Here is a 15832-nt window from a genome sequence, read left to right as displayed (position 1 = left end):
CATGGCCCGCATCGTCGAGACCGCCACCGGCACCGTCGAGCGGGTCGACGTCGACCCCGTGACCCTCGACCTGATCGAGAACGGGCTGCGCAACGCCCGCTACGAGATGGACGAGGTGCTGTTCCGCACCGCGCTGTCCCCGGGCATCCGCGAGCAGCACGACGAGTTCCCGCTCATCGGCGACCCCAGCGGGAAGATGGTCGTCGGCCAGTTCGGCCTGTCCATCCCCGACTTCCTCGACGGCTTCGACGACACCGTCGAGGAGGGCGACGTCCTGCTCACCAGCGACCCCTACGCGTGCGGCGCGGCGATCAGCCACGCCAACGACTGGCTGCTGGTCATGCCGGTGTTCCACGAGGGCCGGGTGGTGGGCTGGGCGTCGATGTTCGGGCACATGTCCGACGTCGGCGGCAAGACGCCGTCGTCCATGCCCACCGACGCCCGCACCATCTACGAGGAAGGGGTGGTGATACCCCCGTTCAAGCTCTACCGGAAGGGCGTGCTCAACGACGACGCGCTGCGGATCATCCTCAACCAGGTCCGCATGCCCGACTGGAACCGCGCCGACCTCAACGGCCTGGTCGCCGCCTGCCGCACCGCCTCGCGCCGGGTGGTGGAGATGTGCCAGCGGTTCGGCACCGCCACCTACCTCTCGGCCCTCGACGCGCTGCTGCAGCGCAACCACGACGCGATGAAGGTGCTGCTGCAGGCGGTGTTCGAGGAGGGGCGGACGCTGTCGTTCACCGACTACATCTGCGACGACGGCGTCGGCAACGGCCCCTACGAGCTCAAGCTCTCGCTCACCCGCACCGGCGAGAAGGTGCACCTGGACTTCACCGGGTCCTCGCCGCAGGCCGCCGGGCCGATCAACTACTACATCAACGAGAACCTGACCCGGATGTTCTTCGGGATCTACATGATCACCGTCGCCGACCCGCAGATCCTGTGGAACGACGGCTTCTACCCGCTCGTCGACGTCACCATCCCGGACGGGTCCTACTGGAAGCCCGCGCACCCGGCGGCGCTCAACGGCCGCAACCACGGCATCGGGCGGGTCTTCGACCTCTTCGGCGGGCTGCTCGGGCAGACGAACCCGGCGCTGCTCAACGCCGCCGGGTTCTCCTCCTCGCCGCACTTCATGTACTCCGGGCACTACTCGTCGGGTGAGCGGAAGGGCGAGTGGTTCCAGCTCTACTCGATCGGCTTCGGCGGCATCCCGGGCCGGCCGCTGGGCGACGGGCCCGACGGGCACTCGCTGTGGCCGAGCTTCGTCAACATCCCCTGCGAGTACCTCGAGTCCTACTACCCGCTGCGGATCGAGACGTGGGAGACCGTGCCCGACACCGGGGGCGCCGGCCTGCACCGCGGCGGCAACGGCGTCGACGTCGCCTACGTCTTCGAGGAGCCCGGCGAGATCGCCATCCACGACGACCGCTGGCTGACCTACCCGTGGGGAGTGAACGGCGGCGAGCCCGGCGCCCGCGGCCGCAAGTGGATCGACCGCGCCGACGGCACCCGCGAGGTGCTGCCGAGCAAGTGCCACGGCGTGCCGGTGCACCCCGGCGACGTGCTGCACTTCGTCACCTGGGGCGGCGGGGGCTGGGGCGACCCGCTGCAGCGCGACCCGGAGCTGGTGGCCCGCGAGGTGCGCCGCGGCCTGGTGACCCACCGCGGTGCCGAGCGGTACGGCGTCTGCGTCACCGAGGACGGCGAGGTCGACGTCGAGGCCACCGAGACGATGCGCGACCAGCTGCGCGCCGACCGCCCGGCCGAGCTGCCGGTGTTCGACATGGGCCCGCCGGTGGAGGAGCTGCTGGCCCGCTGCGAGGAGGAGACCGGCCTGCCCGCGCCCCGCCGCCCGGTGTGGACGTCGGCGTGACCGTGCCCGCCGCCGTCCTCCCCGTCGAGATCACGCGATCTCGCCCGCCCGCGCCCCGAGGTGCGTGCGAGATCGCGCGATCTCGCCCCCGGGGTGCGCCGTGAGCGTGCCGGAGCCCGGGCCGCACGGGACGGCGTTCTCCGGCCGGCTCGGCTGGGGCGCCCGACCGGCGGTGCTGGTCATCGACCTGTGCCGCGCCTACACCGAGCCCGGCGGGCCCTTCGCGCTGCCCGACCCCGGGCCGGCGGTCGCGGCGGCGGCGGAGCTGGTGGCGGCGGCCCGCGCGCACGGCCACCCGGTGCTGTGGACGGCGGTCCGCTACACCCGGGGCATGGCCGACGGCGGCCTGTTCGCCCGCAAGGTGCCCGCGCTGGCCGCCTTCGCCGAGGACGCGCCCGGCGGCTGGGGCGACCTGACGCTCGAGCCGGCCCCGGGCGAGCCCGTGGTGGTCAAGCAGTACGCCTCGGCCTTCTTCGGCACGACGCTCGCGCCGACCCTCCTCGGCCTCGGGGTGGACACCCTGGTGGTCGCCGGGGTGTCCACGTCGGGCTGCGTGCGGGCCACCGCGATGGACGCGCTCAACTCGGGCTTCCGCCCGCAGGTGGTGCGCCAGGCGTGCGCCGACCGCACCCCGGCGCTGCACGAGAACAACCTCGCCGACCTCGACGCCAAGTACGCCGACGTGGTCGACCTGGCCGGGGCGCTGGCCTGTCTCCAGCGCCCCACGTAGACGGCGGCGCCTCCCGGGTGTCCCCCCTCGGGAGGCGCCGCCCCCCCACGGGACGGGTGGGGCGGACGGGACCGGCCGGACGGCCGCTGTCCGCCCCACCCGGCCCGGCGCCCCCGGACACCGGCCGCGCCGTGCGACGGTCGCGGGGATGCCGAGCAGCCCCCGTCCCGCCGCGGACGGTCCCGAGGACGCCGACACCCTCGTCCTCCCGGTCCCGGGCGGCCACCGGGCACCCCGGACGCCCCTGCGCCGGCGCCGGCTGGTCCTCGCGGCCGCCGTCGCGCTGCTCGCGGTGGTCGCGCTCGCCCTCCTCGTCGCCCCCGGCGCGGGGCCGGGCACCGGTAGCGAGGGCGCCGCCGGCATCCCGACCGCGCACCCGACGGAGCCGACGCGGCAGGTCCCGCCCCCCGCGCGGCCCTCGCCCGCACCGAGCACGCCGGCCCCGCCGCCGGCGCCCGTCGAGCCGGCCGCAGCGACCGAACCGGTCCCCGCGCCGGTCCCGCCGCCCGCGCCGAGCACGACACCGCCACCCCCGGCGCCGGAGGCCACGCCGTGCGACGCCCCCGGCAACAGCGAGCACGCCCGGGGCAACGGCTCCCCGCGCTGCCCCTGAGGAGCCGGTCGAGCCGTGCCAGGGTGGGCGGGTGCCGAGGCGGAGCGCGGGGGTCCTGCTGTACCGGCGCGAGCCCGGCGGGGGAGTGTCGGTGCTGCTCGGGCACATGGGCGGCCCGTTCTGGGCGCGCCGCGACGAGGGCGCCTGGTCGATCCCCAAGGGCGAGTACGCCGAGGGGGAGGACCCGCTCGCGGTGGCGCACCGGGAGTTCGAGGAGGAGCTCGGCAGCCCCGTCCCGGCGGCGGAGCTGGTCCCGCTCGGCGAGCTGCGGGCCGGCGGCAAGGTGCTCACCGTGTGGGCGGCGGAGGGCGACCTGGACGCCACCGCGATCCGCAGCAACACCTTCGCCCTGGAGTGGCCGCCGCGGTCGGGTCGCGTGCAGGAGTTCCCGGAGGTCGACCGCGCCGCCTGGTTCGGCGTGGCGGAGGCCCGCGCCCGGCTCGTCGCGGGCCAGGTGCCCTACCTGCAGCGCCTGCTCGACTTCCTCGGCGGCTGACGCGCACCGTCCGGGGGAACGGGGTGAGGCGATCGCGTGACATCTCGTCCCACCGCCGTGCCGGTGCCTGTCCGGCGGCGTCGCGGGCTGCCACCCTCGGGCGCTCCCGACCTCCGGAGGCCCCCGTGAGCACCGACCCCACCGGCCCGTCCGCCCTCGTCCGCCGCCCGGTCGCGACCGCCGTCGTGCGGGTGCGTCCGCGCTGGACGTCCCCCGCGGCCGCCGTCCCCGCGCGCGAGGGGGACCTCCAGGTGACGGATCGCTGACGAGTCGTCCCACCCGTCACACGACCGGTGACCGCGCCCGCCACGGGTGACACATTCCGAGCCCCGGGTCCTGACCGACCCCCGAGCGAGGAGACCCCGTGCCCTGTACCACCTGCGCCACCGAGACCCACCCCGGCCCGGTCTGCTCCCGCTGCGCCACCCTGGCCCAGCTCACCCAGCCGGTGCTGCGGCTGGAGACCCGCCGGCGCCCGGCCGTGCCGCCGGCGGCACCCCGGCCGTAGCGGGTCCGGTTCCGCCGGGGCGGCCCGGCGTGACCGACCTCACCGCTAGCAATCCGCTTGCAGGAGTTAGCGGCGCGGAGCGGTGGGGCAGGAAGAGGGCGTCAGGTCATCCCCGATCGTTGGAGTCCACGCCGTCATGACCGACACCACCCACGCCAAGATCGTCAACCAGCTCCGCGCGCTCGTCCTGCTCAGCCAGACCGAGGAGCAGATCGCCCGCACGCGCGTGTCCCAGGCCCGGACCGACGCCGTCCGCCGCGAGCTGACCCAGAACGCCGACAACGCCACCGAGCGCACCCGCCTCATCACCGCCGAGCTGCGCGAGCTCGGGGGCGTGCCGGACGTCGTCACCCCCGCCGTCGGCCGGCTGTCCGCCGTCCTCAAGGCCACCTTCGAGCAGGCCGAGCCGATCGAGGAGGCCCTGCTGCAGGACCTCACCCTCGAGCACCAGCTGCTCGACCGCGCCACCTACCTCAAGGTGCTGGCCCAGCGGGCGCAGCTGCCGAAGGTGGAGCGCCTCGCCGAGGGTCTGGTCACCGCCCACAAGGCCACCGTCGAGTGGCTGACCGTGGTGCTGGCCGAGGAGGCCCTCGGTGGCCCGGCCGCCCTGCAGCCGACGCCGTTCCAGACCGTCGCCGGTGTCGCCGCCCGCGCGGCCAACGCCCCGTACCGCTTCGTGGCCAACCGCGTGAACGAGGTGCTCGACACCGCCGTGCAGCGCCGCCAGCGGGTCGAGGACGAGGTCAGCCAGGCCGCGGACAAGGCCAGCTCCTTCACCGACGCCGTCCGCGAGACCCTGACCGTCGGCCGCAGCGCGGCGCTGCGCCGGGCCGAGCGGATCGCCCGCCGCGACGGCAACCGCAAGGCCGCCGACGCCGCCAAGGCCGCCCGCGAGGAGCTCGGCGACGTCTCCGCCGACGAGCTGCCCATCAAGGGCTACGACTCGCTGTCGACCTCGGACGCCGCCAAGGCCGTCAAGGAGCTGCGCAAGCCGCACGACATCCGGGTGATCATCCGCTACGAGGAGACCCACAAGAACCGGTCGAGCGTCGTGAGCGCCGCCCAGGTCGCCCTCGCCGCGGTCGCCAAGGAGGCCGTGGGCGTCGAGAGCTGACGCGCAGGACCCCGGTGGAGGGCCCGCACCCGATCGGGTGCGGGCCCTCCGCGCGTCCGGGAGATCCCCGTCGCACCCGATGGACCCCCGCGGCCGGGTCGGGGAAGGTGGAGGACATGGAGATCACGCCGCAGGCCCTCGAGCAGGAGTTCAGCCTGCAGACGGCCGCCACCCGCCTCGACTTCCTCAGCCGGCGGGACTCCGGGGCCACGACCCTGAACACCGTCCGCGACACCGCCGCCGACGACTGGAGCAGCCTGCTCGACGACGACACCTCCCTCGACGTGCCCGAGTCGCTGGAGCTGCTCGCGCTCGGCGAGGTCATCGCGCGCAAGGCCCACGACAGCCAGCTCACCGGCTTCCGCGCCGCGCTGCGCGGCGGGGCCACCTGGGAGCAGATCGCCGCCGCCCTCGACACCACCCCCGCGGAGGCGTGGAGCCGCTTCCAGGAGGCCATCGAGCAGCAGGAGCGCAGCGCGGCCCTCGCCCCCGACGAGGCCGCCTCCGCCCGCGAGCTCGCCGGCGCCCGCCCGACCGGCTGAACGCCCGGGCTCAGCCGACCTCGACGCCCCGCCAGAAGGCGACCCGGCCGGTGATCTCCTCCGCCGCGGCCTTGGGCTGCGGGTAGTACCAGGCCGCGTCCGGGTTGGTCTGCCCGTCCACCTCGAGCGTGAGGTAGGACGCCTCGCCCTTCCACGGGCAGGTGGTGTGCGTCGAGGACGGGCGCAGCACGTCCTCGCGCACCGACTCGCGCGGGAAGTAGGCGTTGCCCTCGACGGTGACGATGTCGTCGGACTCGGCGATGACGGTCCCGTTCCAGGTGGCTGTGGTCATGCGCCGATCGTGCCCCGCGCCGGGGCCCGGCGGCACCCGCGGACGCGTGAGACCCGGTGGGGTGGGCATGGCAGCGGTCAGGGGTGCACGACCGGACGCCCGCGCCGGCACGGGTCGCACCCGCCGCAGCCACCGCCCACGACGAGGAGACGCCATGTCCACGCCCGGAACGACACCCGATCCCGAGGACCCGCGTCGTGGCATGCACCCGCGTCCCAAGCGCGGGCGGGCGCTGTTCTTCGGCACCTTCGCCGGCCTGGTCGTCTTCGTCTTCCTGTTCATCGTCCTGGTGAGCCAGTGCGGCACGGGCGACGACGACGAGGTCTACGACGACGACCCCCAGGGCGCCGCCCTCGTCGTCGAGGACCCGCTGCCCGCCTCCGCCGGGGTGTGACCGGCGCGGCCGCCGCCCGCCGGGCCTCCCGGGCGCCGCGGCGGCCCCGTGGCATGCTCCCGGCGGTCGACCCGGCACCGCACCCGGTGCCGGCCGGAGAGCAGGAGCTCGACATGGCCCACCCCGGACAGCGCCGCACCCCGCCCCGTCCGGCAGCCGCGGGCCGGGGTCGCCGGGCCGGCGGCGTCGCGGCCGCGGTGGCGGTCGCAGGAGGCGTCGTCGCGGTCACCCTGGGCGGGTTCGGGGAGCCCCGGGTCGGCGACTGCATCGAGCAGGAGGCGCCCGGCTCCGTCGACACCGTCGACTGCGACAGCTCCCAGGCGCAGTACCGCGTCGTCGGCACCGGGGCCGACGAGGTCACCGCGGAGGAGTTCTCCGCCACCTCCACCACCCTGTGCGCGGGGTTCGAGACCGCCGTCCGGGCGCTGTGGCGCGGCGGGGACCGCGGCGAGGGCACCGTCTACTGCGTCGAGCCGGTCTGACCGGCGCCGCCCGCCGGCGGACGGCTCAGCGGTCGAGCAGCGCGAACGTGGCGACGGCGTGCGCGACCGTCTCGCCGTCCTGCTCGACGTCGGCCTCGCAGATGGTGAGGTGCTCGCCGCGGGTGCGCACCCTGCCCCGCACGTCCAGCCGCCCCGGCCGGCCCGGCCGCAGGTAGGTCACGGTCAGCTGGCTGGTCGCGGGCACCTCGCCGTCGCCGGTCGTGGTGCGCACCGCCTGCCCCATCACCGTGTCCACCAGCGTGGCGACCACCCCGCCGTGCAGCGTGCCGGCCGGGTTGAGGTGCTCGTCGCCGACGTCGAAGGCCAGCACCGCCGCGCCGTCGGCGGCCTCCTGCAGGGCCGCACCGAGCCGTCCCGCGAACCCGCCGACCGTCGCGTCGTCTGCCATGCGCCGGCGGTACCCGGTGCCGTGCGCGGGACACCCCGCAGCCGGGCGGCGCGCGGCTAGGGTGCGCCGCCGTGACGGCGCGGCGGCGGACGTGGATCGGGCTGGCGGCGGTCGGGGCGGTCCTGCTGGCGGCCGTCGCGCTGGTCTGGTTCCAGCCGCAGAAGCTGTTCTACGACCAGCGGGTCGACGAGGCGCTGCCGTCGGCCGACGCGCCGCCGTCCGCGGGTGCCGGCCAGCCGGCCCCTGCGGCGCCGCCCGGCCCGGTCGACCTGGCCACGGGCACGTTCGTCTCCCGCGAGCACGACACGACCGGCACCGCCCGGGTGGTCGCCCTGCCCGACGGGCAGGTGGTGGTCCGCCTGGAAGGCTTCGCCACCTCCAACGGCCCGGCGCTCTACGTCTACCTCTCGCAGAACACCGCCCAGGGGGAGGAGGCGGCCTTCGACGACGAGTTCGTCGACCTCGGCCCGCTCAAGGGCAACGTCGGCGACCAGAACTACGCCGTGCCCGAGGACGTCGACGCCACCGCCTGGACCAGCGTGGTCGTCTGGTGCGACCGCTTCGACGCGGCCTTCGGCGCCGCCGACCTGCGGCCCTCGACGGCGACCTGAGGGCTGCCTCAGTCCGCGACGTTGCCGGCCAGGGTGGCCAGCAGCCGCCGCAGCTGCGCCACCTCGGCCTCGGCCAGGCCGGCGCGCAGCCGCCGGTCGAAGGCGGCCGCCGCCTCGCGCAGCCGCAGGAACAGCTCCTCGCCGGCGGGGGTGAGCACCACGCGCTGCCCGCGCCGGTCGCCGGGGACCGGCGCGCGGGTGACCAGCCCTGCGCGCTCCATGCCGTCGAGGTGGTGGGTCAGCGTCGGGCCCCGGACGCCGACCGCCGCGGCCAGCTCCGCCTGCGTGCGGTGCGACCCGGTCCGGGCCGAGAGCAGCACCAGCCAGGTCGGCGTCGACCCGCCGGCCGCGGCCAGCGCCTGCTCGAACGCCCGGGCCAGGGTGCGCGAGGTCCGGGTGACCGCCAGCCCGACGGGTTCCTCCTGCGGCTGTGGCACGGGGACAGCGTAGCGATCCGATAGACGTCTAACTGTGAGACGTCTATCGTCCTGGCATGGCCGGGATCCCGCGGCTGTCGCCGCGCTGGCGCACGGTGTGGGTCGTCGTGCACGTCGGGACGTCGGTCGGGCTGCTGGGCGCCGACGCCGCCGTCCTCACCCTCGACCTCGCGGGTGCCACGGGCCGCGACCCGGCGACGGTCTACCCGGCGGCGCACCTGGTGGGCACCGTGCTGCTGGTGCCGCTGGCCCTCGCCGCCCTCGCCACCGGGGTGCTGCTCGGCGCCCTGACGCGGTGGGGCCTGGTGCGCCACTGGTGGGTCGCGCTGAAGCTGGTGCTCACGGCCGCCGGTGCGGTCCTCGCGCTCGTCGTCCTCGTGCCGGCGCTCGCGGGTGCCGCCGACGCCGCGCTCGCCGGCCCGCCGCCGACGGCGGGGGAGCGCTGGGCGCTGGTGCGCAACTCGTCGGCGGCCTCGGCGGTGCTGGTCACCACGCTGGTGCTGTCGGTGGCCAAGCCGTTCGGGCGGATCCGCCGGCGGGCCTGACCCGGGCCGTCAGGCCGGCTCGCGGCGCATGGGGACGTGCGGGATGCCGTCCTCCACGTAGCCGGGCCCACTGCGCCGGAAGCCGAACCGCTCGTACCAGCCCTCCAGGTGCGCCTGCGCGCCGAGCGTGACCGGCGCGCCCGCGCACAGCGCGATCCCGGCCTCGACCAGCCGCGCGGCCAGGCCCCGGCCGCGGGCGGACGCGGCGGTGGCCACCCGGCCGATGGCGCGCGCGTCGCCGTCGTCGAGGACCCGCAGGGTGGCCAGCACCTGCCCGTCCTCCTCGAGCCACAGGTGCACGGTGGCCGGCTCGCAGTCGCGGCCGTCGAGCTCCGGGTAGGGGCACTGCTGCTCGACGACGAAGACGTCCACCCGCAGCCGGCACAGCGCGTAGAGCTCGAACGGCGTCAGCTCGGCGAGGCGGGCGCTGCGCAGCGCGGGAGGGGTCACGCCCCGTTTCTAGCGGAGCGGGCTGTCCCGGCGAGAGCATGGTCTGTTTAGGTGTGCCTACCCTGGGCTGCCACACCGCACAGCCGTCGACCTCTGCTGGAGGACCTCCCGTGACCAGGCCCGCGCGGGCGACCGCCGCCGCTCTCACCGCCCTCGCTCTCGCCGGGGGCCTCACCGCGTGCGGCGACACCGCCGGTGCCTCGGACGCCGAGACGCTCACCGTCTACAGCGCCCAGCACGAGAGCCTGGTGCGCACGATGGTCGAGGGCTTCACCGACGAGACCGGCATCGAGCTGGAGTTCCGCGACGGCAACGACGCCGAGCTGGCCAACCAGATCGTGCAGGAGGGCGAGGCCTCGCCGGCCGACGTGTTCCTCACCGAGAACAGCCCCTCGATCGACGTCCTCGACCGGGAGGGCCTGCTCGCGCCGCTGGACCAGGCGACCCTCGACCAGGTCGGCGAGCAGTTCCGGCCCTCCTCGGGCACCTGGACCGGCTTCGCCGCGCGCTCCACGGTGCTCGTCTACAACCCGGCGCAGCTGCCCGAGGCCGAGCTGCCGGCCTCGATCCTCGACCTCGCCGACCCCGCCTGGGAGGGCCGCATCGGCATCGCCGCCGGCGGGGCGGACTTCCAGGCGATCGTCGCCGCCGTCCTGGCGCTGGAGGGCGAGGACGCCACCCGCGCCTGGCTCGAGGGCCTGCAGCGCAACGCGAACGTCTACCAGAGCAACACCGCGGTCATGGTCGCCGCCGACGAGGGCGAGATCGACGCCGGCGTCATGTACCACTACTACTGGTACCGCGACCAGGCCGAGGAGGGCCTCAAGGGCGACGACGCGGCGCTGCACCTCTTCGGCAACGGCGACCCGGGCGCCTTCCTCAGTGTCTCCGGCGCCGGGGTGCTCGCCTCCTCCGACCAGCAGGACGCCGCCCAGCAGCTGGTCGCCTGGCTGACCGCGCGGGACGCCCAGCAGCGGCTGGCCGGGAGCTCGGCGCTGGAGTACGCCGTCGGCACCGGGGTGGCCTCCGCCGAGGTGCTGCCGCCGCTGGACACCCTCGGCGCCCCCGCGGTGGACCCGGGCTCGCTCGACCAGGACCGGGTCACCGAGCTGATGCAGGAGGTGGGTCTGCTCTGAGCGCCGCACCCGTCCTCCCGGACCCCGGGGCGCCCGCCCTCGCGGCGTCCCGGGGCCGGCGCGCGCCCGGGACCCTGCGCCGCTCGCCGGGAACGGTGCTGCTGGCCGCCGCGGTGGCGGCGCTGGCGCTGGTGCCGCTGGGCCACATCGTGGTCGCGGCCGCCGGTGTGGGCTGGAGCGGGATCGTCGAGCTGGTGTTCCGCCCGCGGGTGGCCGAGCTGCTGGTCAACACCGTGCGGCTGGTCGGCGGCGCGGTCGTGGTCTGCGTGGTCCTCGGGGTGGGCGCGGCGTGGCTGGTCGAGCGCTCGGCGGTCCCCGGTCGCCGGGTGTGGCACGTGCTGCTGGTGGCGCCGCTGGCGGTGCCGGCGTTCGTCACCAGCTACGCGTGGATCTCGCTGCTGCCCGGCTTCGACACCTACGGCGGGGCGCTGCTGGTGGTCTCGCTGTCGTACTCGCCGTTCGTCTACCTGCCCGCGGTCGCCGCCTTCCGCGGGCTGGACCCGGCGCTGGAGGACACCGCCCGCGGCCTGGGCCTGTCGACGTGGGGGGTGTTCCGGCGGGTGCAGCTGCCCCAGCTGCGGGTGGCCGTGCTCGGCGGTGCCCTGCTGGTGGCCCTGCACGTGCTGGCCGAGTTCGGCGCGCTGGCGATGCTGCGCTACCCGACCTTCACCACCGCCGTCTACGACCAGTACCGCGCCACGTTCAACGGGCCCGGCGCGACCATGCTCGCCGGCGTCCTCGTGCTGCTCTGCCTGGTGCTGCTGCTCGCCGAGATCCGGCTGCGCGGTGCCCGCGGCTACGCGCGCACCGGCGCCGGCGCGGCCCGCACCGTGCGTCCGGTGCGCCTGGGCGCCCTCGCCGCGCCGGCCCTGCTCGCGCTGGCCGCGGTGGTCGCGCTGTCGGTCGGGGTGCCGCTGGTCAGCCTGGTGCGCTGGATGACCACCGGCACCTCCGCCGGTCTCGACGTCGCCACGCTGGCCACCACCACGGGGACGACGCTGGCGCTGGCCGCCGCAGCAGCCGTCGTCACCACGGTGTGCGCGCTGCCCACCGGCTGGCTGGCCGTGCGCCGGCGCGGTCCGGTGGCCACCCTGCTCGAGCGCAGCACCTACCTCGGCAGCGCGGTGCCGGCGATCGTCATCGCGCTGGCCCTGGTGACGGTGTCCATCCGGCTGGTGCCCGCGCTGTACCAGACCGTGCCGGTGCTGCTGGCCGCCTACGCGATCCTGTTCCTGCCGCGGGCGATCGTCACCGTGCGCGCGGCGGTGGAGCAGTCCCCGCCGCTGCACGACGACGTCGCCGCCTCGCTGGGCGCCTCGGCGCCGGCCCGGCTGTGGCGGGTCACCCTGCCGCTGCTGGCGCCGGGCATCGGCGCCGGCGCGGCGCTGGTGTTCCTCGCGGTGGTCACCGAGCTGACCGCCACCCTGCTGCTCGCCCCCACGGGCACCACCACGCTCGCGACGGCGTTCTGGTCGGCCAGCAGCGCCCTGGAGTACGGCGCCGCCGCGCCCTACGCCGTCGTCATGGTCCTGCTCTCGGCACCGGCCACGGTGCTGCTCTCCCGAGACGTCCGACGAGGTCTGACCACATGAGCGCGCTCACCGTCACCGGTGTGACGAAGTCCTACGGCCGCACCCCGGTGCTGGCCGGTGTCGACCTCTACGTGCCGGCCGGCACCACCACCGCGCTGCTCGGGCCCTCGGGCTGCGGCAAGACGACGCTGCTGCGGATCGTCGCCGGCTTCGACGACCCCGACGCCGGCACCGTCGAGCTCGGCGGCCGGGTGGTCGCCGGGGCCGGCCGCCCGGTGCCCGCCCGGCGCCGCGGCATCGGCTTCGTGCCGCAGGAGGGCGGGCTGTTCCCGCACCTGACGGTGGCCGGCAACGTCGCCTTCGGCCTGCCCCGCCGGCTGCGCCGCGACCGCGGCCGGGTGGCGGAGCTGCTGGCCCTGGTCGGACTGGACGCCGGGCTGGCCGACCGCTCACCGCACCAGCTCTCCGGCGGCCAGCAGCAGCGGGTGGCACTGGCCCGCGCGCTGGCGCCCGAGCCCTCGCTGGTGCTGCTCGACGAGCCGTTCTCCTCCCTCGACGCGTCCCTGCGCGAGGACACCCGCCGCGCGGTCGTCGAGGCGCTGCGGGCCACCGGTGCCACCGCCGTGCTCGTCACCCACGACCAGGCCGAGGCGCTGTCGACCGCCGACCAGGTGGCGGTGCTGCGCGGTGGGGTGCTCGCCCAGCTGGCCGACCCGCGCACCCTCTACCGCGACCCCCGCGACCTCGACGTCGCCGCGTTCGTGGGGGAGGCCGTGGTCCTCGACGGGGACGCCGTCGGCGGGCGGGTGGCCTCCGAGCTCGGGGAGCTGGTGCTCGGCCGGGACTGCCCCGACGGGCCGGTGCGGGTGCTGCTGCGGCCGGAGCAGCTGCGCCTGTCGGCCGGCCCCGGGCCGCGCGCGCGGGTGTGCGCGGTGGACTTCTACGGCCACGACGCCCGGGTGGAGCTCGAGCTGCCCTCGGGTCGCCGGGTGAGCGCCCGTACCGAGGGCGGGGACCTGCCCCTGACCGGCGCCGAGGTCGCGGTCGCCGTCTCCGGGACGGCGGTGCCCTTCCCGACGTCGACCCCGACCCCGGCCTCGACGCCTGCCCCCGCCTGAGGCGCGCCACGATCAGGTCACCTGATCATGGCGTGTCCTACCCGACGGTGGGCGGTCGGGTAGGACACGCTGCGGTGCGGGAGGACGCGCGTCCCGACCGGTGGTGTGCGGTCGCGGCGCCGCCTGCCGTCGCGACGCGCCGGGGGTGCACACCACCGCGCGCGCCGACCTGGGTGCTGCCCGGGAGTTAGGTGTGCCTAAGCTCACCACCGTGGACCTGTACCTCTTCACCGTGGACGCCGCCCTCGGCCGCGACGTCGTGGCGGCCGGCGCGACCGGGGTCGTCGTCGACTGGGAGCGCCGCGGGAAGCACCGCCGTCAGGCCGGCGAGGGCACCCAGATCAACGGCGACACCGTCGACGACCTCGCCCGCATGCGCGCGGCCACCGACGGCCGGCTGCTGTGCCGCGTGAACGGCTACGGCCCGTGGACGGCGACCGAGGTGGACGACGCGGTCGCCCGCGGGGCCGACGAGCTGCTGCTGCCGATGGTGCGCACCCCCGAGGAGGTCGACCGCACCCTCGACCTGGTCGCCGGCCGCTGCGGGCTGGGCATCCTCGTGGAGACCCAGGACGCCGTCGACCGGGTGCCCGAGCTGGCCCGCCGGCCGCTGTCGCGCCTCTACGTCGGGCTCAACGACCTGCGCATCGACCGCCGGTCGCACGAGCTATTCCGCCCGCTCGTCGACGGCACGGTCGACGCCGTCCGCGCCCACGTGCGGCAGCCCTTCGGCGTGGGCGGCCTGACGCTGCCCGGCCGCGGCTTCCCGGTCCCCGGCGACCTGCTGGCCGCCGAGCTGGTGCGGCTGGGCACCGACTTCACCTTCCTGCGCCGCTCGTTCACCGCCGACCTGGCCGGCCGCGACCCCTTCCGCGAGGTGCCGCGGCTGCGCGCCGCCCTGGCCGACCTCACCCTCGCCGACCCGCTGGCGGTCGCGCACCGGCGCGCAGACTTCGTGGCCGCCGTGGAGTCGGCCGGGTCCCCGGTCCCGGTGGCCCTGCCGGCGTGAGCGGCCGGGCGCTGGTCACCGGCGCCGGCGGCTTCGTCGGCCGGCACCTGGTCGCCCGGCTGCGCGCCGACGGCTGGTCGGTGACCGGGCTGACCCGCGCCGACGTCGACCTCGCCGACCCGGTCGCCGCGGCCGCCGCCGTGCGCGCCGCCGACCCCGACGTCGTCTTCTCCCTCGCCGCCGGCCGGGCCAAGGGGACGCCGGCCGAGCGGGCCGCCACCGTGGCGGTGAACACCAGCCCCTGGCTGGTCGACGCGCTGCCCGACCGCTGCCGCGCCGTGGTCCGGCTGGGCTCCTCGACCGAGTACGCGGCCGGACCGGCGCCGCTGGCCGAGGACGCGCCGCTGCGCCCCCGGGGCTTCTTCGGCGCCACCAAGGCCGCCGGGTCGCTGCTGCTGCAGGCCGCCGCCGCCGAGCGCGGCGTGCGCGCCGCGGTGCTGCGTGCCTTCCAGGTCTACGGCCCCGGCGACCACCCCACCCGGCTGGTGCCGGTCGTGCTGGCCGCCGCCCGCACCGGCGGCACCGTGCCGCTGCCGGCCGGGGTGAGCCGCCGCGACTGGGTGTGGGTGGGCGACGTCGTCGACGCCTGCGTGCGGGCGGCGCTGGCCGACGACCTGCCGCCCGGCACGGTGCTCAACGTCGGCACCGGCGTGCAGACCGACGTCCCCGAGCTCGTCGCCGCCGCCGAGCGGGTCACCGGCCGGCCGGTCGCCACCGCGCCGGGCGGGCACCCCGGCCGGTCGTGGGACACCGCCGACTGGGTGTGCGACCCGCGGGCGGCCCGCGCGGCGCTCGGCTGGGAGCCGGCGGTCGGCCTGGAGGAGGGGCTGGCCCGCACCTGGGCGGCGGAGGAGCGGTGAGCGGGCCGCGGGTCGCCGTCGTCGTCCCGGTGTACGGCAACGCGGCCACGCTGCGGCCGCTGGCCGACCGGCTGGCCACCGCGCTGGCGGGCCGGGACTGGCGGCTGCGGCTGGTGGTCGACGCCTCGCCCGACGACAGCCTCGCGGTGGCCGCGGAGCTGGCCGCCGACCCGCGCATCGGCGTCACCGGGCTGACGGTCAACCTCGGTCAGCACCGGGCGCTGGCCACCGGGTTGCTCGCCGAGGACGCCGACGTCTGGGTGTGCCTGGACGCCGACCTGCAGGACCCGCCCGAGGCGGTGCCGCTGCTGCTCGACCGGCTCGCGCGCGGCGACGTCGGCGCGGTGTTCGCCGGCCGGCGCGGCCGCTACGAGTCGCCGGTGCGGCGGCTCACCGGGACGCTGCACCGCCGGCTGGCCGCCCGACTCACCGGTCTGCCGCCCGACGCGGGCGCGTTCCTCGCGCTCGGCCCGGAGGTGCGCTCGGCCGTCGTCGACCTGGTGCTGGCCGGCGACGCGCCCAGCGTGGTGCTCGCCGCCGGCCGGGCCGGCCGGCCGCTGGCCAGCGTGCCGGTGACGCGGGACCGCCGCCCCGAGGGTGCCTCGGCGTGGACGGCGGGGGCGCGGCTGCGCCAGTCGCTGCGCTCGCTGTGGTGGGCGGCGCGGCGGCGCTGAC

22 protein-coding genes are annotated in these 15832 nt (G+C 76.5%); 18 read left to right on the top strand and 4 right to left on the bottom strand.

Annotated features, from left to right (window positions below; all coding sequences use genetic code 11):
- The first annotated feature begins 1 nt into the window (after nucleotide 1).
- From BLQ97_RS12130 to BLQ97_RS12105, 8 genes are all read left to right on the top strand, one after another.
- The gene (locus BLQ97_RS12130; RefSeq protein ID WP_091366114.1) at nucleotides 2-1879 is read left to right on the top strand and encodes a hydantoinase B/oxoprolinase family protein; all 1878 of its coding nucleotides are present in this window, start codon (nucleotides 2-4) and stop codon (nucleotides 1877-1879) included.
- A gap of 100 nt (nucleotides 1880-1979) precedes the next feature.
- Nucleotides 1980-2609, top strand: a complete 630-nt coding sequence (locus BLQ97_RS12125; protein ID WP_245692107.1) for an isochorismatase family protein — start codon at nucleotides 1980-1982, stop codon at nucleotides 2607-2609.
- A 148-nt stretch (nucleotides 2610-2757) separates the two neighbouring features.
- Nucleotides 2758-3222, top strand: coding sequence for a hypothetical protein (locus tag BLQ97_RS12120; protein ID WP_091366113.1), 465 nt, complete (start codon nucleotides 2758-2760; stop codon nucleotides 3220-3222).
- A 31-nt stretch (nucleotides 3223-3253) separates the two neighbouring features.
- Nucleotides 3254-3718: an NUDIX hydrolase gene (locus BLQ97_RS12115; RefSeq protein WP_091366112.1), complete on the top strand. Its 465-nt coding sequence runs from the start codon at nucleotides 3254-3256 to the stop codon at nucleotides 3716-3718.
- A gap of 125 nt (nucleotides 3719-3843) precedes the next feature.
- A complete protein-coding gene (locus BLQ97_RS23325; RefSeq protein WP_175471701.1) occupies nucleotides 3844-3984 on the top strand; it encodes a hypothetical protein in 141 nt (46 codons plus the stop codon).
- A gap of 98 nt (nucleotides 3985-4082) precedes the next feature.
- Complete coding sequence (locus BLQ97_RS23320; RefSeq protein WP_175471700.1) at nucleotides 4083-4226, top strand: hypothetical protein; 144 nt, start codon at nucleotides 4083-4085, stop codon at nucleotides 4224-4226.
- Nucleotides 4227-4362: 136 nt separating this feature from the next.
- A complete protein-coding gene (locus tag BLQ97_RS12110) occupies nucleotides 4363-5340 on the top strand; it encodes a hypothetical protein (RefSeq protein ID WP_091366111.1) in 978 nt (325 codons plus the stop codon).
- Nucleotides 5341-5456: 116 nt separating this feature from the next.
- Nucleotides 5457-5882, top strand: coding sequence for a hypothetical protein (locus tag BLQ97_RS12105; RefSeq protein ID WP_091366110.1), 426 nt, complete (start codon nucleotides 5457-5459; stop codon nucleotides 5880-5882).
- 10 nt (nucleotides 5883-5892) lie between these two features.
- Here BLQ97_RS12105 and BLQ97_RS12100 read toward each other — a convergent pair whose 3' ends face one another.
- The gene (locus tag BLQ97_RS12100) at nucleotides 5893-6174 is read right to left on the bottom strand and encodes a DUF427 domain-containing protein (RefSeq protein WP_091366109.1); all 282 of its coding nucleotides are present in this window, start codon (nucleotides 6172-6174) and stop codon (nucleotides 5893-5895) included.
- Between the two features lie 154 nt (nucleotides 6175-6328).
- Between BLQ97_RS12100 and BLQ97_RS12095 the strand changes: the two genes are divergently transcribed.
- Both BLQ97_RS12095 and BLQ97_RS12090 read left to right on the top strand, forming a co-directional pair.
- Nucleotides 6329-6568 carry a hypothetical protein gene (locus BLQ97_RS12095; RefSeq protein WP_139173589.1) on the top strand — a complete coding sequence of 80 codons (240 nt, stop codon included), beginning with the start codon at nucleotides 6329-6331 and terminating at the stop codon, nucleotides 6566-6568.
- Between the two features lie 113 nt (nucleotides 6569-6681).
- Nucleotides 6682-7050 (top strand): LppU/SCO3897 family protein, encoded by a 369-nt coding sequence (locus BLQ97_RS12090; RefSeq protein WP_139173587.1) that lies wholly within the window; start codon nucleotides 6682-6684, stop codon nucleotides 7048-7050.
- A gap of 25 nt (nucleotides 7051-7075) precedes the next feature.
- On the opposite strand, the gene BLQ97_RS12085 is transcribed toward BLQ97_RS12090, so the two are convergent.
- Nucleotides 7076-7459, bottom strand: coding sequence for a PaaI family thioesterase (locus BLQ97_RS12085; RefSeq protein WP_091366106.1), 384 nt, complete (start codon nucleotides 7457-7459; stop codon nucleotides 7076-7078).
- 71 nt (nucleotides 7460-7530) lie between these two features.
- On the opposite strand from BLQ97_RS12085, the gene BLQ97_RS24225 reads away from it, so the two are divergent.
- Nucleotides 7531-8070, top strand: coding sequence for a DM13 domain-containing protein (locus BLQ97_RS24225; protein ID WP_091366105.1), 540 nt, complete (start codon nucleotides 7531-7533; stop codon nucleotides 8068-8070).
- Nucleotides 8071-8078: 8 nt separating this feature from the next.
- Here the strand turns inward: BLQ97_RS24225 and BLQ97_RS12075 are convergent, their stop codons facing one another.
- Nucleotides 8079-8507: a MarR family winged helix-turn-helix transcriptional regulator gene (locus BLQ97_RS12075; RefSeq protein WP_091366104.1), complete on the bottom strand. Its 429-nt coding sequence runs from the start codon at nucleotides 8505-8507 to the stop codon at nucleotides 8079-8081.
- A gap of 56 nt (nucleotides 8508-8563) precedes the next feature.
- Between BLQ97_RS12075 and BLQ97_RS12070 the strand changes: the two genes are divergently transcribed.
- Nucleotides 8564-9052 (top strand): hypothetical protein, encoded by a 489-nt coding sequence (locus BLQ97_RS12070; RefSeq protein ID WP_091366103.1) that lies wholly within the window; start codon nucleotides 8564-8566, stop codon nucleotides 9050-9052.
- Nucleotides 9053-9061: 9 nt separating this feature from the next.
- Here BLQ97_RS12070 and BLQ97_RS12065 read toward each other — a convergent pair whose 3' ends face one another.
- Nucleotides 9062-9502, bottom strand: a complete 441-nt coding sequence (locus BLQ97_RS12065; RefSeq protein ID WP_175471699.1) for a GNAT family N-acetyltransferase — start codon at nucleotides 9500-9502, stop codon at nucleotides 9062-9064.
- A 110-nt stretch (nucleotides 9503-9612) separates the two neighbouring features.
- On the opposite strand from BLQ97_RS12065, the gene BLQ97_RS12060 reads away from it, so the two are divergent.
- The 6 genes from BLQ97_RS12060 (at nucleotide 9613) to BLQ97_RS12035 (ending at nucleotide 15831) form a co-directional block, all read left to right on the top strand.
- Nucleotides 9613-10638 carry an iron ABC transporter substrate-binding protein gene (locus BLQ97_RS12060; RefSeq protein WP_245692106.1) on the top strand — a complete coding sequence of 342 codons (1026 nt, stop codon included), beginning with the start codon at nucleotides 9613-9615 and terminating at the stop codon, nucleotides 10636-10638.
- 95 nt (nucleotides 10639-10733) lie between these two features.
- Nucleotides 10734-12230: an ABC transporter permease gene (locus BLQ97_RS12055; protein WP_245692105.1), complete on the top strand. Its 1497-nt coding sequence runs from the start codon at nucleotides 10734-10736 to the stop codon at nucleotides 12228-12230.
- Entirely contained in the window at nucleotides 12227-13288 is a 1062-nt protein-coding gene (locus tag BLQ97_RS12050) for an ABC transporter ATP-binding protein (RefSeq protein ID WP_091366101.1), read from the top strand. Before BLQ97_RS12055 ends, BLQ97_RS12050 begins: the two co-directional genes overlap by 4 nt.
- Nucleotides 13289-13499: 211 nt before the next feature.
- The gene (locus BLQ97_RS12045) at nucleotides 13500-14297 is read left to right on the top strand and encodes an aldolase/citrate lyase family protein (protein WP_245692104.1); all 798 of its coding nucleotides are present in this window, start codon (nucleotides 13500-13502) and stop codon (nucleotides 14295-14297) included.
- Entirely contained in the window at nucleotides 14294-15157 is an 864-nt protein-coding gene (locus BLQ97_RS12040) for an NAD-dependent epimerase/dehydratase family protein (RefSeq protein WP_091366099.1), read from the top strand. The genes BLQ97_RS12045 and BLQ97_RS12040 overlap by 4 nt, the downstream gene beginning before the upstream one ends.
- Complete coding sequence (locus tag BLQ97_RS12035; protein WP_091366098.1) at nucleotides 15154-15831, top strand: glycosyltransferase; 678 nt, start codon at nucleotides 15154-15156, stop codon at nucleotides 15829-15831. The genes BLQ97_RS12040 and BLQ97_RS12035 overlap by 4 nt, the downstream gene beginning before the upstream one ends.
- Nucleotide 15832 lies beyond the last annotated feature (1 nt).

Origin of the sequence: Geodermatophilus telluris, from assembly GCF_900102745.1 — a bacterium.
GTDB lineage: Bacteria > Actinomycetota > Actinomycetes > Mycobacteriales > Geodermatophilaceae > Geodermatophilus > Geodermatophilus telluris.
This window is presented reverse-complemented; position numbering and strand designations above follow the sequence as displayed.

Coding starts and splice junctions, on each gene's coding strand:
- BLQ97_RS12085 (WP_091366106.1), bottom strand. CDS start 7,459: ATGGCAGACGACGCGACGGTCGGCGGGTTCGCGGGACGGCTCGGTGCG.
- BLQ97_RS12105 (WP_091366110.1), top strand. CDS start 5,457: ATGGAGATCACGCCGCAGGCCCTCGAGCAGGAGTTCAGCCTGCAGACG.
- BLQ97_RS12090 (WP_139173587.1), top strand. CDS start 6,682: ATGGCCCACCCCGGACAGCGCCGCACCCCGCCCCGTCCGGCAGCCGCG.
- BLQ97_RS12120 (WP_091366113.1), top strand. CDS start 2,758: ATGCCGAGCAGCCCCCGTCCCGCCGCGGACGGTCCCGAGGACGCCGAC.
- BLQ97_RS12050 (WP_091366101.1), top strand. CDS start 12,227: ATGAGCGCGCTCACCGTCACCGGTGTGACGAAGTCCTACGGCCGCACC.
- BLQ97_RS12070 (WP_091366103.1), top strand. CDS start 8,564: ATGGCCGGGATCCCGCGGCTGTCGCCGCGCTGGCGCACGGTGTGGGTC.
- BLQ97_RS12130 (WP_091366114.1), top strand. CDS start 2: ATGGCCCGCATCGTCGAGACCGCCACCGGCACCGTCGAGCGGGTCGAC.
- BLQ97_RS12100 (WP_091366109.1), bottom strand. CDS start 6,174: ATGACCACAGCCACCTGGAACGGGACCGTCATCGCCGAGTCCGACGAC.
- BLQ97_RS12110 (WP_091366111.1), top strand. CDS start 4,363: ATGACCGACACCACCCACGCCAAGATCGTCAACCAGCTCCGCGCGCTC.
- BLQ97_RS12095 (WP_139173589.1), top strand. CDS start 6,329: ATGTCCACGCCCGGAACGACACCCGATCCCGAGGACCCGCGTCGTGGC.